Source organism: Actinorhabdospora filicis (assembly GCF_030269765.1).
Taxonomy (GTDB): Bacteria; Actinomycetota; Actinomycetes; order Mycobacteriales; family Micromonosporaceae; genus Actinorhabdospora; species Actinorhabdospora filicis.
On the sequence record NZ_BSTX01000006.1, the window covers coordinates 126271 to 139773 of the forward strand.

Here is a 13503-nt window from a genome sequence, read left to right on the forward strand (position 1 = left end):
CTTGGGGTAAACCGTAAGGTTCGCGGCGGCCACCATTACCTTCCTCAGGGCAGCAGGTGCGGCGGTGGTCCCTCCGGGCCCCAGGAGCCCGCGCACGTGCCGGGCTGCGGATAGACGTCGGCGCCGGGGCTGACCTCGAAGGACGCGCACCTCCCGGCGGTGACGCTCTCGTCCCCGACGGTGGCGGTGACGCGCAGGCCGACGGTGACCAGGACGCCGTCGCCCGCGGCGTCCAGCGCGAACAGGTGCGCGCCGGGGACGGCGGTGACCACCCCGGTCAGCTCACCGGCCGCGTCGGGCGCGAGGCGCCCGTCCTCGGTGAAGGACTCCCGCCGCGCGGCGACTTCTCGCAGCGAGGCCGCGACGCGGGAGGCGAGCTCGTCGGTGGCGGCGCGGGTGCGGTACAGGGCGGCGTCGGCGGCGGGCCGCGGTCCCGAGGTCCGCTGGTGGACGACGAGGACGGCGGTCAGCAGCAGTTCCAGGATCGCCACGGTGATGAGGGCGCGCTTCACTCGTCCTCCGGGGTGACGAGGAAGTCGGGTTTGTGGGGGAGCGCGCTCCACGCGTCCAGGCAGCCGTCGGCGATGTTCACCCGGCCCGACAGGATGAAGCAGGCGCCCACCCGGACCGGGTCGTCCAAGTCGGCCATCGAGGACCCGGGGTAGGTGGTGGCCAGGACGGCCACCACCGGTTTGGAGATCCCCTCCCGTGTCACCCACGCGCCCTGCACGTGGTCGAGGGCGGCGTTGGCGGCCTCGACCGTCGTCCCGGCGTCCAGCTCGTCGGCGTAGCCGTCGATCAGCTCGCGGGCGGCGGCGATCGCCGCGCCGTGGCCGTCGCGGGGCGCGAGCGCCGGTCCGGCGACGAGGACGCCGGCCAGGAGGAGCGTGGCGGCGACGAGGAAGCCGACGGCGGCCTTCACGGGCTGATGACCCAGGTGTGGACCTTGCTCTCGGTCAGCACCGCGATGGAGAGGACGAGCTTGGCGCCCACGACGCCGATTCCGGCGGCCTGCAAGCCGATGTCACCGTCCAGGTCGTCCAGGGAGAAGCGCTTGACGACCTCGCCGGTGAGCGGATCCCACACCAGCGCCAAGTCGTCGAAGTCGTCGACGGACATCACGAGCCACCGCTCGCCCCATTGCACGGCGCGGATCATGTCCACGGTCGTGGGGATGCCGGTGAAGGCGTCGCCGATCGGCTCACCGGTGGCGGCGTTCCAGCGCTCGATCTCCTTGACGCCGTTGGCCGTGAGCACGGCCGGGGGATTGCCGCCGGTGACGGCCACCCTCCCGCTGCGGGGATCGGAGTCCTTCTCCTGGCCGATCTTCGGCTCGATCACGCGCAGGACCTTCCCGTCGGACAGGCGCGCGAGGATCACCCGGTAGTTGTCGGTCTTGTCGTTGCCGGCCAGGGCGATGACCGGTTCGCCGTCGATGACGCCGACCGAGGCGTCGTCGGCGTAGATGTCCTTGTTGGTCCACTCGCCGAGCCGCTTGCCGTTGGCGGGGTTGATGATGGTGACGGTGACGGAGTTCTTGCCGCTCCCGCTGAGGTTGAGCAGCGCGGGCTTGCCGTCCAGCACGCCTCCCGCCATCAGCTTTCCGCTGCCGAAGCCGTAGTCGGTGAGGACGTCGACATCGCCCGTGACCGGGTTCCAGACCTTGATGCCGACCGCGGTCATGTTGTACGCGATGAGCGGGTCGTCGTTCTCGCGGTTGATCACCGCCAGTTCCTTGACGCCGATGGATTCCTCTTTGAGGGTGGCCTTCTCATCGCCGGTCGAGGCGTCCCAGACCCGGATCGAGTTGAAATCGTCGGAGCCGACGACGAAGGGTTTGCCGTCGATGACGGCGATCTCGACCCGCTCCTGCGTCTGCGAGGCCCGGTCGTAGGTGGACGTCGGCTTGCCCATCGACGGACCGCCCGATCCCGAGTCGCCGCCGCCCAGGAAGTCCGGGAGGCCGCCGCCTCCGGTCTTGGAGAAGGCGTAGACCATGATCGCCGCGACCACGGCGAGGGACAGGAGCGTGGAGACCACCGCCTGCCAGTTGCGCTTGCCCTTCACCGGCGCCGGCGGGAGAGCGTCCTTCCAGGAGAGCTCGATCGCCGCCATGGTCGCCGGTTCGAGGTGCGTGGGATAGGTCGCCTTGCCCGGCTCGGAGCCGAAGACCGGCCCGTTCCCGCCGGACGGGTAGACCGGCGGCTGGGGTGGGTGGGCGGGCGAGACGGGCGGGCCCGAAACCGGCGGTGCGGAGACCGGTGGAGCGGAGACCGGCGGCGCCGAGACCGGGATGGGCGGCGTGTACGGCGGCGCGGACACCGGTGGCGGCGGTGTGAACGCCACCGGCGCGGGCGTCGCCAGCAGCGCGCCGTGCGCCACGATCTGGTCGATCTGGTCGATCGCGGTCGGCGCGATGCCCAGCTCGCGGTGCAGCATCGTGGCCACCAGCGGCATCCGGCTCGAACCGCCGACCAGGAACACCCCCGCGACGTCGGCACGGGTCACCCCGGACTCGCCGATGACGCGCAGGACGACCGCGACCGCGCGGGCCAGCATCGGCCCGGTGAGCGACTCCAGCTCACCGCGCGTCAGGTGCACGTCCTGATCCAGCAGCGGCAGGAACAGGTCGGCGGTGCTGTGCCGCGACAGGCGCTCCTTGGCGCGGCGGATGTCCTCCAGGAACGTCCGCCGGTGCCGCCGGTCCACAGGGGACTCCGGGCGCAGCAGCCGCTCCCACACCTCCGGCGCGCCGATCCGCGACCGCAGGTGCCCGATGATCGCCTCGTCGACGTCCACGCCGCCGAGATCGTCGAGACCCCCCACCGCCAGGACCTCGAAACCCGAGGCGGTGCGGCGCACCACCGAGGCGTCGAAGGTGCCGCCGCCGAAGTCGTGGACGACCACCGCCGAGCCCACCGGGACCTCGTGGTGCAGCTGGTGCACGAAGTAGGTCGCGGCCGCGACCGGCTCCGGGACCAGCGCGGGCTCGCCGAGACCGGCGCGGCGCGCGGCGTCCAGCAGCACCGCCCGGCGCGCCGGACCCCACGCCGCCGGATAGGTCAGCGTCACGTTGACCGGGGTGTACCCGGTGACCTTGACGTACTCCTCGCGGACGCGGTCGAGGACGGCGGCGAACAGCTCGGCGACGGCGAGCTCGCGCTCACCGAGCAGGACCGTCCCGTCGTCCACGCGGCGTTTCGGGTTTGGTTCGAAGCGGGACGGCTCGACGCGGGCCCAGTCCAGGGCGTCGCGACCGGCCTGCGGACGCCCGTCGGGCGGCGCGAAGACCGCCGAGGGCAGCAGGGGCGAGGAGTCGAACAGGAGCGGCTCGACGCGCCCGTCCGGGCGGCGGATGACGGCGACGGTGTGGGACGTCCCGAAGTCGATACCGAGCCCAGAGGAGTGGGGGGTGGCTGGCACGGGCGGAGTCTATCGCCGCCGTGCGACTCTCCCGCCGACGCGGGATACCGGACGCGTTAAAGGAGCCGGAACCCGATGCACACGATCTCGGTGCGATCGTCGACGGTGACACCGGTCTTCGCCCAGTAGTCGGTGTGGACCTCGCGCCAGTGCGCGATCGAGGTGAAGCCCTCGCCCTCCGAGCGCGCGAACTCCCAGGTGACCTCGGCGAAGGGCACCACGTCGACGGCCGTAACCTCGATGACGCCCAGCTCGTTGTTCTCATCGTCGACGAGGGACATCCGCTCGCCGACGTGCTCCAGTTCCTCACCCTCCTCGGCGTATTCGACCAGGAGACCGGCGGTTGCGACCTTCTCGCCGGCGAGGGCGTAACCGTTCAGCAGCGTGCGCTGCTCACCGGGCATACCGAGTTCCATCGTGCGCATCCCGTTGACCCGTGGCCACATGGCGTCTCCCTTGGTCGGACTGCCATACACTGACCGGCAGTCGAGCGGGGAGCCTACATGCGCGACACGCCACCTGACGAAGCCTTATCGACCGAGGACCGCGAGCCGCGCCGGGACGAGAAACGGCCCTGGTGGCTGGTGTTCGCGGGCGCCGGCGCCGCCCTGACCGCCGTCGCGTCCGTCCTCGCCCAGGGCGATCCGCCGACACCGGCGCGCTGGATCTGGCTCGGCGTCGCCGCGCTCGGCGCGATCGTCTCCGCCATCGCCATCGTCATCCGCCCATCACGCACCGCCCTGCGCGTCTTCGCGCTCGTCTCCGGGGCCGCGTTCGCCGCGGTCCTCCTCGTCCTCGCCCTCATCGGGCCCGTCACACGCGCCGCCGAGAGCACCTCCGTGGCGTTCTGGGGCTGCGATGAACCCGTCGAGGTGCGCGTGCTCGTACCCGACGAGTCCGCGCCGGCCTTCGCGGCGCTCGCCGCGCGCTTCGCCGAGCGCGTCGACGGCGACGGGTGCCGCCCGGCGCACCTGACGGTCTACTCGGCGGCCTGGCCGCGCGTCCGCAAGGCCTTCGCCGAGGGCTGGACCGGCACCGCGCTGCGCGACCTCGGCCCGCGACCCGACGTGTGGATCGCCGAGTCCCTGGAGCAGTACGGGCGCGTCGCCGCCGACGCCGCCGCACACGGAGGGAGAACACCGCTCGTGGCCGACCCATCGCCGTTCGCCTACACGCCGCTGGTCCTGGGCGTCCCGAACCCGCGCGCCGAATCACTGACCGCCCACGCCGGAGGCACCGCCCTCCTGTCGCGCCTGCGGGCCGCCGCCGGGCAGATCGGGCTGCCGATGCTGCGGCCCGACCCGGCCCTGTCCTACACCGGACTGCGGCACACCGAGGCGATGTACCGCCACGAGACCGACGCGCGCGTGCGCCGCGACATCGAGCAGCGCCTCGGCGCCGCCGCCGACCAGGGCGGCTACCCCCTCGGGGACGAGGCGACCCTGCTGTGCCACCGCCGCGCCGCGCCCGATGACGCCGCCAGCGCCGCCGTCTACACCACCGAGCAGGCACTGGTCCGCTACAACGCCGGTCGCGGCCTCGGGGCCTCCTGCCCTCTGCCGGGGCAGCCGCGCGTCCGGCTCACCGCCTTCTACCCCGCGCCCGGCGACGGCTTCGAGGAACGCGCCGAGAGCCTCGACTACACCCTCACCCGCTGGACCGAGGACGGTGGCGGCTACCGCGAGCGCCGCCGTGAGGCGGTGGACGCCTTCGCGGCCTGGCTCGGCGGCGACGAGGGCCGCGGCGCCCTGCTCGACGAGGGCCTGCGCCCCGCCGACGGCCAGGGCGGCCTCGTCACCGAGCAGTACGGCGCGCGCGGCGACGCCGACTACGTCCGCGGCTCCTGGCAGGGGCCGCCCGTCGGGCCGCTCTCCCCGCGCCTGGACGCCACCCTCACCGCATACCTCGACGCCCGCCGCGAGACCGCCGTCCTGCTCGCTGTGGACGTCTCCGGCTCGATGGGCGTGCCCGTGGACGCCGACGGGCGCACCGGGCTCCAGGTCGCCACCTCCGCCGTCAGCGCGTCCCTGGCCCTGCTCGGCCCACGCGACCGCTTCGGCCTGTGGACCTTCCCCGGCGACGGCGACGCGCCCTACACCGAGGTCCTGCCCGTCGCCTCGGCACCCGACCCCGGCGCCCGCGCCGCCGAGGTCGCCGGCGACCTCGCCGCCCGCAGCCCCGGCGGACGCGACTCGCCCGTCTACCGCACCGTCACCGACGGCATCGCCCGCCTGACCGGCGCCGGGCCCGACGTCCTACCGGTCCTCGTGGTCTTCACCGACGGCGCCGACACCACCCGCTCGCCGGGCATCGACGCGGCCGTCGACGCCGCCGCGTCCGGCGGGGTGCGCGTCTTCGTCGTCGCCGTCGGCGAGGCGAGCTGCCTGTCGGGTCCACTGTCGACGATCGCCGCCGACAGCGGCGGCGCCTGCGTGGACGCCGAGTACGGCACCGTCGGCGCACGCCTGGGCGAACTCTTCGGACTGCTGTGGGGAGGCGCCGATGCGCCCGCGAATTAGGCTCCGCTGGAACCGGACGGCAGCCGGGCTCACCGGCGCGGTGCTCGGCGCGGGCGCCGTCCTCGCCACCGTGCTCCTCGTCCCGTCCGCCGAACCCGCCCCGGAGCCCGGCACGATCCGGGTCCTCTCCGGCCGCGACGTCAGCGAGGGCCGCCAGCGCGGGCAGCTCGTCGAGCAATGGAACGCGCTGCACCCCGACGGCCCGCGCGCCGAGATCGTGGAGACCAGCGGCGACGCCGACCAGCAGTACGCGCAGGCCCGCGCCGCCGCGCAGGACGGCGACGAGCCCGCCCCGTCCGAACGCGTCGACGTGTTCAACCTCGACGTCACCTGGACCGCCGAGTTCGCCGCCGCCGGATACCTCCTGCCCATCGACTCCGACACCGCCGGCTTCCTCGCCGAGCCCCTGCGCTCCGGCGCCTACGACGGCGTCCAGTACGCCCTCCCGTTCAACACCGACACCGGGCTCCTCTACTACCGCGGCGACCTGCTCACCACGCCGCCGACGACCTGGGACGAGCTGGCCGCCGACGCCTCGCGCGTCCTGGCCGACTCCGCCGTCCGGGCCGCCAATCCCGAACTGGCGGCGGGCATCGCGCTCCAGCTCGCCGACTACGAGGGCTTCTCGGTCAACGTCATGGAATGGGTGTGGGGCCACGGCGGCGACCTCGGTGAGGGAAGCAGCGCCACCGACACCGCCCTGCGCGAACTCGACGCGCGCCTGGCCGGTGACGACCCGCTGATCCTGCGCGACTCGCTGCGCGAACGCGAGGCCGACGGGCTGGCGGCCTTCGCCGAGGGCCGCACGGTGTTCCTGCGCCACTGGCCCTACGCCTACCGGGAACTCGCGCGCGCCGGGATGGTCCCCTGTGGACAGCCCGGGCGCAGCTACTGCGTCGCGCGCCTCCCCGGTCCCGGGGCCCTCGGCGGGCAGAACCTCGCCGTCTCCGCCCACACCGACCAGCCGGTCGCGGCGCGTGAGCTGGTGGAGTTCCTCACCGACGCCCGCAGCCAGCAGCTCCTCTTCGAGCGCGGCGGGTTCGCCGCCACCCGCGAGGTCGTGTACCGCGACGCCAAGGTCCGCGCCGACTACCCCTATGCCGGGCTGTTGCTGGACGCGGTGGTCAACGCGCGGCGGCGGCCGGAGAGCCCGCGCTACCAGCGCTACAGCGAGGCTTTACGTGGTGTCGTTCACCCCGCCCTGAGCACACCGGACACATTGGACGTGACGGCGCTGCGGCGGGCGCTCGACGCGGCCCTGGAGTGACGCCGGGGGCTCAGTCGCCGACCCGGTAGTGGAACACCGCCGCCGTGGTGAATCCCGCGCGCTCGTACAGCCGCCGCGCGCCCGCGTTGTCGGCGGTGACCTGGAGGAACATGCCCGTCGCGGCCCGCCCGGCGGCCCAGCCCGCCAGCGCCGCCAGGATCGCGCGCCCGGCGCCCCGGCCCTGCTCGCCGGGCAGCGTGACCATGCCGAAGACGCCCGCCCAGCCGTCCTCGGCGACGCAGCGGCCCACCGCGACCGGGACGCCGTCGCGATGCGCGAGCGCGTAGGCGGAGGGCGCGGGGACGCGGGCGAGCAGCGCGCGTTCGGCCTCGGCGTCGCCGCCGTGGCGCGAGCGCCACACGCCGAACCAGGCGGGGCCGGGGGCGTCCGACAGCTCGACCCCGTTCGCCGGGCCGAGGGCGTCCACCGTGGACGCGGTGCGCAGCTCGACGGACAGCTCGCGCCGGTAGCCGCGCCGCGCCAGCAGCGGATCCAGCGCGGGGGCGCAGACGCCGGGGGTGATCTGGAAGCGGGTGACGGCCCGGCGTTCGGCGTAGAACTCCTCGGCGGCGTTGACCCGCCGGTCGAGGTCGCCGTCGTCGTGAGGGAGCGTCGCGCCCAGCCACCACGACGGCGAGGTCGTGTGGCGCAGCCACCAGCCGCCGTCGCGCGACTCGTCCACGGCGGGGAAGGCACGGGCGGCGCGTTCCTGGAGGGCGCGGACCACAGTGGGGCTTACGGGCGGGATGGGGCGGGTGGCTTCGGCGTCGCGGTGCCCGGTCGGGGAGGTCACCGGAGTGCCCCGCCGACCGTCGGTGTGCTGCCCGCGGTGCTTCGTCGCGCTGTTGGGTGGGTGACGTGAGCGCTTCGGTGATCTGGTGGCCGGGGCCCCGCAGGGTTGGGGTGACCCGGTCGCCGGATCACCTCAGCGCTTCGTTGCTCCACTTGCCGGATCACCTCAGCGCTTCGTTGCTCCACTTGCCGGATCACCTCGGTGCTTCGTTGCTCTGCTCTCTGGATCACCTCAGTGCTTCGGTGATCTGCCGCGTCGTGGCCTCCGCGATGTCCGGGCGGGTGTCGGCGTAGGCGGTGTACGCGCTCAGGCCGGTGCTGATCGCCCAGCCGCGCCCGCGCGTCCAGGCGTCGTCGTCGAGGCCGATCAAGCGGCGGAACTCCGCGCGGGCGTCGGGCTCGAACAGGGTCCAGGCGACGACGAGGTCGCAGGCCGGATCGCCGACGCCGAGCCCGCCGAAGTCCAGGACCGCCGTGAGCCGGCCGTCGACGATCAGCAGGTTCCCGTTGTGCATGTCGCCGTGGAACCACACCGGCGGGCCGGACCACTCCGGCGCGGCCAGCGCCTCGTCCCACACCCGGGTCAGCGCGCCGGTGTCGTAGACGCCCGACACGGCCGCGATCGCCTCGCGCGTGGCGGCGTCCCGTGACGCCAGGACGCCCGAGACGCCCTCCAGCGCGCCCGGCGCGGGCGTCTCGCGCAGCCGCCTCAGGAAATCGGCGAGCTCACGTGCGGTCGCGAGAGGATCGGTGAGCCCCTCCGGGGTGGCCGCCTCGCCCTCCAGCCACCGGTTGATCGACCAGTGCCACGGGTAGTCGAAGGCCGGTTCGCCCAGGCCCAGCTGCTCGGGGACCGGCAGCGGCAGCGCGCCCGCCAGGGCTCCCAGCCGCCGGTTCTCCAGGATCGGCTGGCCCGAGGCCCACGGCCCGCGCGGCAGCCGCACCGCCATGTCCTCGCCGAGCCGGTAGATCACGTTGTCCGACCCGGCGGGCTCGACGCGGCGCAGCGGCAGGTCGGCCCACTGGTGGAACTGGGTGGCGATGAGCAGCCCGACGAGGGAGTCGTCGATGTGCGGGAGGGACACGTGTGGCTCCGTCTCGGTCAGAACGCGGCGATGGTCTCCGGCGCGCGTTCCCGGCGGGAGAGCGCACGGATCAATGGAAGCGCACCGTGGCGCCGTGTGGACAGTCGCGTGAGAAGGACCACCACGGTCTCGGCGACCTCGGGGGCCGGTTCGGGCGCGGGGAGGCCGGCGCTGACGGCGAGATCGTCGGCGTGGACGGCCAGCTCCATGGCCCGGGTCAGCAGGAAGTCGTCGAGCCCGAGGGACCACGCGCCCCACAGCGGGATGCGGACCCGCCGCGCGGGCGCGTCCGGGAGCGCCGACGCCAGACCGGCGAGCGCGCCGTCCATCAGCGCGCTCAGCGCCGCCGGGCCCTGGGCGGCGAGCTCCTCGCCGCCCTCGCGGATGCCGACGTTGGCCGCGGCGTCGATGGGCGCGCCGATCCACGCGACGCGCTCGTAGTGGCCCATGAGGGACACGAGCGGTTCGGTGGGCTCCGGCTCGGCGAGTGCCCGCACGGTGGCGGTGACCTGGTAGGCGGTGTGCCCGGCGAGCCCGGACACGCCGAACTCGGCGAGCGCGCTCGGCCGCTCCCACGCGGCGGCGACGGCGGGATCGCGCAGCAGCCGCGCGGCGTCGCGGGCCGCGGCGAGGAAGGCGCGGCGGGAGGGCGTCATGAGCGAAGGGTAGCGGTGAGAGGGGCGGGGAAGGGGTGGCGCGGAGAGGGGCCGCGCGTGTCGCGGTGCGGGGTGTGGGCCGATGCGGCGACGCGGCCGGGTCGTGGCGTGCGCGGCGACTAGGGGCGCTGGACGCGGCATGTGGCCGGGTACGGCGGGGGGTGGGTCTCGCGCCGCCGGAGCCCTGGCCGGCCTGAGCCGGTCTCCCCGTGCTTGCGGGCCGTGATGGGGGTACGGGACGCGGCATGTGGCCGGTGAGGCCCGGGATCGAGCGGGTCTCGCGCGGCCGGAGCCGGTCTCCCGTGCTGCGGGCCGTGATGAGGGCACGGGACGCGGCATGCGGCCGGTGAGGCCCGGGATCGGGTGGGTCCCGCGCCGCCGGAGCCCCGAACGGCCCGGTCGGTGTGGCGGTGCCGTCGGAAAGGCCGCCCGCCTCGTCGCGGCTCCGTACGGCCGTGTCGTGGTCAAGGGCGCGGGACGGGCAGCGCGGCCGGTGGCCTGGCACGGCTTCGAGTGGGTCTCGCGCCGCCGGAGGTCCGGGACTGGCCTGGTCCCGGTGCGGTGGTTCCGGTGGGGCTGCCTTGGGCAGTCTTGGCGGGGCCTGTGTGGCCTGGTCACGGTGGGTGTCGTGGTGAAGCGCACGGGACATGCCGCGCCGCCGGAGGCCCGACCGGCGTGGCGGTCCCGTCGTGGTGAGCCGGGGCAGGTGGCGCGCGGTGGGCTCCGGCGGCGTGCGCCGATCATCCCTGGCACCCGGCGAGGCAGTGCGGCGGGGCAGCATCACTCCGCCCCGTCCGCTAACCCCCCGCGTCCCCGCTCGCCGTACCGCCGACCCCGCCGAGCCGTGCCGTGATCCGTTCCACGTCGCCGCGCTCGCCCGGTGGCAGCGGCGTGCCCGCGTCCTCGCGCAGGCGGGCGGCCTCGGTGAGCAGGCGGGACGCCTCGGCCGGGTCGGGGGTGGCTCCGGCGAGTCCTTCCAGGGCCAGGGCCACCGCGCGGTCGTCGGCGCGGTGGGCCTCGGCGAGGCCGAGGGTGTGGAGGCGGTGGGCCTCGGTGCGGTCGCCGCGGAGTTCGGCGGTGAAGCCGAGTTCGGCCAGGGCGAGGGAGGTGATGGGCGGGAAGTCGCGTTCGCGGCCCCAGCCCAGGACGCGGCGCATGGTCGTCTCGGCGGCGTCGAGGTCGCCGGCGCGGCGGTGGGTGAGGCCGAGGCCGATCTCGGCGGACACGATGCCGTTGCGGTGGTGGTGGGTCTCCGACAGCGCCAGGGCCTCGGTGTGGAGGCGGAGGGAGGCGGTGAGGTCGCCGCGCAGGAGCGCGATGCGGCCGAGTCCGCACAGCCGGTCGGCGGCCTCGCGCCACAGGCCCAGGCCGCGGGCGTCGGCGAGGGCGCCGGTGTGGAGGGCGGCGGCGCGGTCGTAGTCGCCGGTCGCCTCGGCGATGGAGGCGAGGGGGTAGGCGGCGCGGACGCGGCCCCACTGGTCGCCCAGGCGCGTGAAGACCGCCATGCTCTCCTCGGCCTCGCCGCGCGCGGTGTCCAGGCCCTTGACGGCACGGGTGTGGACGGCGCGCAGCGCGAGGGCCGCCGCGACGCCCCACGCGTCGCCCTCGGCGCGCAGGACGGGCAGCGCGCGGGCCAGGAACCGCCACGCGGCGGGGAAGTCGACGCTCTCCTGGCACGCGAAACCCAGGAACCAGAGGGTGCGCCCGTCGAGGCCGTCGAGGGGCGGCGGTGGCGTGGTCAGGTCGCCGCGCAGGCGCCGGACGCCCCAGCGCCACGCGGCCGTGCGCGCGTCGGGTGCGCTCAGGTGCCGGTCGGCCTCGGCGTAGCGGCCGCGCAGGACCCAGTACCAGGCGAGCGCGTCGGGCACCGGCGCGCCGTGCTCCAGGGCGGCGCGGACGTCGGCGGCCTCGGCGTCCAGGCGGGGCAGCCACTCGCGCTGCCCGGTGCCCCACACCAGCGCCGAGGCGGCCAGCCCGGCGAAGTGCGCGGTGTGCCGGGCGCGCACGCCGGGCGTCTCGCCCTCCTCGTCCAGGCGCGCGGCGGCGTAGGCCGAGACCGACTCCAGCAGCCGGAACCGCGGCCCCGGGGCCACGCTGACCAGGGAACGGTCGACGAGGCCGGTGAGCTCGCCGAGGACGTCGCCGAGCACCGCCTCGGCCGATTCGAGGGTGCAGCCGTCGGCGAAGACCGACAGGCCGCGCAGGACCTCCCGTTCGCGCGGCGACAGCAGCCCGTAGCTCCAGTCGATGACCGCGCGCAGGGTCCGCTGCCGCGCGGGGGCGTCCCGGTAGCCGCCGGTGAGGAGCCCGAAACGGTCGTCGAGGCGCTCCAGGAGCTTCTCGGGACCCAGGACGCGGACGCGCGGCGCGGCCAGCTCCAGCGCGAGCGGCACGCCGTCCAGGCGGCGGCAGATCGCCTCCACCGTCGCGGTGTTGGCGTGGGTGAGCGCGAAGCCGGGCAGGGTGGCCGCGACGCGCGCGGCGAACAACCGCGCGGCCGCGGCGGCGTCCAGCGGCGGCACCGGGTACAGCGCCTCACCGGCGGTCGAGAGCGGCTCACGGCCGGTGGCCAGGACGCGCAGGCCCGGCGCGGCCCGCAGCAGCCGCGCCGCCAGCGCGGCGGCGCCCGCCACGACGTGCTCGCAGTTGTCCAGGACCAGCAGGACGCCGCCGCGCACCGCCTCGGCCAGCCGCTCCGGCGCGGGCAGGCCCGGCTCCTCGGCCACGCCCAGCGCGGCCAGTGCCGCCTCGGCGAGCGCGGTCTCGTCGGCGCCCTCCGGCAGCGCCGCCAGCTCCACCAGCCGCGCCGGTTCGCCCGATTCGCGGGCGACGGCCAGCGCGAGACCGGTCTTGCCGACCCCGCCGGTCCCGGTGAGCGTCACCAGGCGCGACTCGCCGAGCAGCGCCAGGACCTCGGCGATGGCCGCGTCGCGGCCGATCAGCTCGGTGACCGGCGCGGGCAGCGCGGGCGCGCTGGCCGCCGGACGGCGTTCGCCGCGCAACAGCGAGCGGTGCAGCTCGGTGAGCGCGGGGGAGGGGTCCAGGCCCAGGTCGGCGAGCCTTTCGCGGTGCTCGCCGAAGTCGTCGAGGGCCTCGGTGGTGCGCCCGGCCAGGTCCAGGGCGCGCATGTGCGCCGCGCGCAGCCGCTCGCGGGAGGGATGCTCGGCGAGGGGGGCGGCGAGCTCGGCGAGGACGCGCGCGTGCGCGCCCAGCTCCAGGCGCGCCTCGGCGAGGGACTCGATGGCGTCCAGCCGCGCCTCGTCGAGGCGGCTGGCCGCCGGGCGCGCGAAGGACAGGTCGACGTCGGCGAAGGCCGGACCGCGCCACAGGCCCAGGGCCTCCTCCAGCAGGCGCGCCTTCGCGGCGGGCGCGGCCGGGCGCGCGCGTGCCACCAGCGCCTCGAAGCGTCCCGCGTCGGTCTCGGCGGTCGTCACCCGCAGCAGGTAGCCCGGATCGCGGAAGGACACCAGGTCGCGCGCGCCGGGCTCGGCGGCGTCGAGGGCCTTGCGCAGCTCGGAGACCTTGCGCTGGAGCGCGTTGGCGGGCTTGCCGGGCGGGTCGCCGTCCCACACCTCCTCGACCAGGCGGTCGGCGGACACCACGCGTCCCGGATCGGTCAGCAGCGCCGCCAGCAGCAGCCGGACCTTGCGTTCGGGCACCGCGACCTCGGCGTCGCCCGCCCACGCCGTCACCGTGCCCAGCACCCCGAATCGCATGATCAGCAACCGTACCGGCGGCGTCAGCGAAGCCTCAGGCGACCA

At 75.2% G+C, this 13503-nt stretch carries 10 protein-coding genes; 2 read left to right on the forward strand and 8 right to left on the reverse strand.

The window, feature by feature from the left end; all coding sequences use genetic code 11:
* Window positions 1-44: 44 nt before the first annotated feature.
* The 4 genes from QSK10_RS31250 to QSK10_RS31265 are packed head-to-tail and all read right to left on the reverse strand — an operon-like array spanning window position 45 to window position 3869.
* Window positions 45-512, reverse strand: a complete 468-nt coding sequence (locus QSK10_RS31250; protein WP_285667030.1) for a hypothetical protein — start codon at window positions 510-512, stop codon at window positions 45-47.
* Window positions 509-922 carry a hypothetical protein gene (locus tag QSK10_RS31255; protein WP_285667031.1) on the reverse strand — a complete coding sequence of 138 codons (414 nt, stop codon included), beginning with the start codon at window positions 920-922 and terminating at the stop codon, window positions 509-511. Before QSK10_RS31255 ends, QSK10_RS31250 begins: the two co-directional genes overlap by 4 nt.
* The gene (locus QSK10_RS31260; RefSeq protein ID WP_285667032.1) at window positions 919-3423 is read right to left on the reverse strand and encodes an Hsp70 family protein; all 2505 of its coding nucleotides are present in this window, start codon (window positions 3421-3423) and stop codon (window positions 919-921) included. Before QSK10_RS31260 ends, QSK10_RS31255 begins: the two co-directional genes overlap by 4 nt.
* 56 nt (window positions 3424-3479) lie before the next feature.
* Window positions 3480-3869, reverse strand: a complete 390-nt coding sequence (locus QSK10_RS31265; protein WP_285667033.1) for an ASCH domain-containing protein — start codon at window positions 3867-3869, stop codon at window positions 3480-3482.
* Between the two features lie 57 nt (window positions 3870-3926).
* On the opposite strand from QSK10_RS31265, the gene QSK10_RS31270 reads away from it, so the two are divergent.
* Window positions 3927-5942: a vWA domain-containing protein gene (locus QSK10_RS31270; RefSeq protein WP_285667034.1), complete on the forward strand. Its 2016-nt coding sequence runs from the start codon at window positions 3927-3929 to the stop codon at window positions 5940-5942.
* Window positions 5926-7209 (forward strand): extracellular solute-binding protein, encoded by a 1284-nt coding sequence (locus QSK10_RS31275; protein ID WP_285667035.1) that lies wholly within the window; start codon window positions 5926-5928, stop codon window positions 7207-7209. Before QSK10_RS31270 ends, QSK10_RS31275 begins: the two co-directional genes overlap by 17 nt.
* 10 nt (window positions 7210-7219) lie before the next feature.
* Here QSK10_RS31275 and QSK10_RS31280 read toward each other — a convergent pair whose 3' ends face one another.
* From QSK10_RS31280 to QSK10_RS31295, 4 genes are all read right to left on the reverse strand, one after another.
* The gene (locus QSK10_RS31280) at window positions 7220-8002 is read right to left on the reverse strand and encodes a GNAT family N-acetyltransferase (protein ID WP_285667036.1); all 783 of its coding nucleotides are present in this window, start codon (window positions 8000-8002) and stop codon (window positions 7220-7222) included.
* Between the two features lie 226 nt (window positions 8003-8228).
* Window positions 8229-9086, reverse strand: a complete 858-nt coding sequence (locus QSK10_RS31285; protein ID WP_285667037.1) for an aminoglycoside phosphotransferase family protein — start codon at window positions 9084-9086, stop codon at window positions 8229-8231.
* A gap of 17 nt (window positions 9087-9103) precedes the next feature.
* The gene (locus tag QSK10_RS31290; protein ID WP_285667039.1) at window positions 9104-9742 is read right to left on the reverse strand and encodes a maleylpyruvate isomerase N-terminal domain-containing protein; all 639 of its coding nucleotides are present in this window, start codon (window positions 9740-9742) and stop codon (window positions 9104-9106) included.
* A gap of 797 nt (window positions 9743-10539) precedes the next feature.
* Window positions 10540-13458, reverse strand: a complete 2919-nt coding sequence (locus QSK10_RS31295; RefSeq protein WP_285667041.1) for an AfsR/SARP family transcriptional regulator — start codon at window positions 13456-13458, stop codon at window positions 10540-10542.
* Window positions 13459-13503 lie beyond the last annotated feature (45 nt).

Bases quoted from the DNA above. Each gene is read 5' to 3' on its own strand.
- QSK10_RS31265 (WP_285667033.1), bottom strand. From the start codon at position 3,869: ATGTGGCCACGGGTCAACGGGATGCGCACGATGGAACTCGGTATGCCC.
- QSK10_RS31270 (WP_285667034.1), top strand. From the start codon at position 3,927: ATGCGCGACACGCCACCTGACGAAGCCTTATCGACCGAGGACCGCGAG.
- QSK10_RS31275 (WP_285667035.1), top strand. From the start codon at position 5,926: ATGCGCCCGCGAATTAGGCTCCGCTGGAACCGGACGGCAGCCGGGCTC.
- QSK10_RS31290 (WP_285667039.1), bottom strand. From the start codon at position 9,742: ATGACGCCCTCCCGCCGCGCCTTCCTCGCCGCGGCCCGCGACGCCGCG.
- QSK10_RS31295 (WP_285667041.1), bottom strand. From the start codon at position 13,458: ATGCGATTCGGGGTGCTGGGCACGGTGACGGCGTGGGCGGGCGACGCC.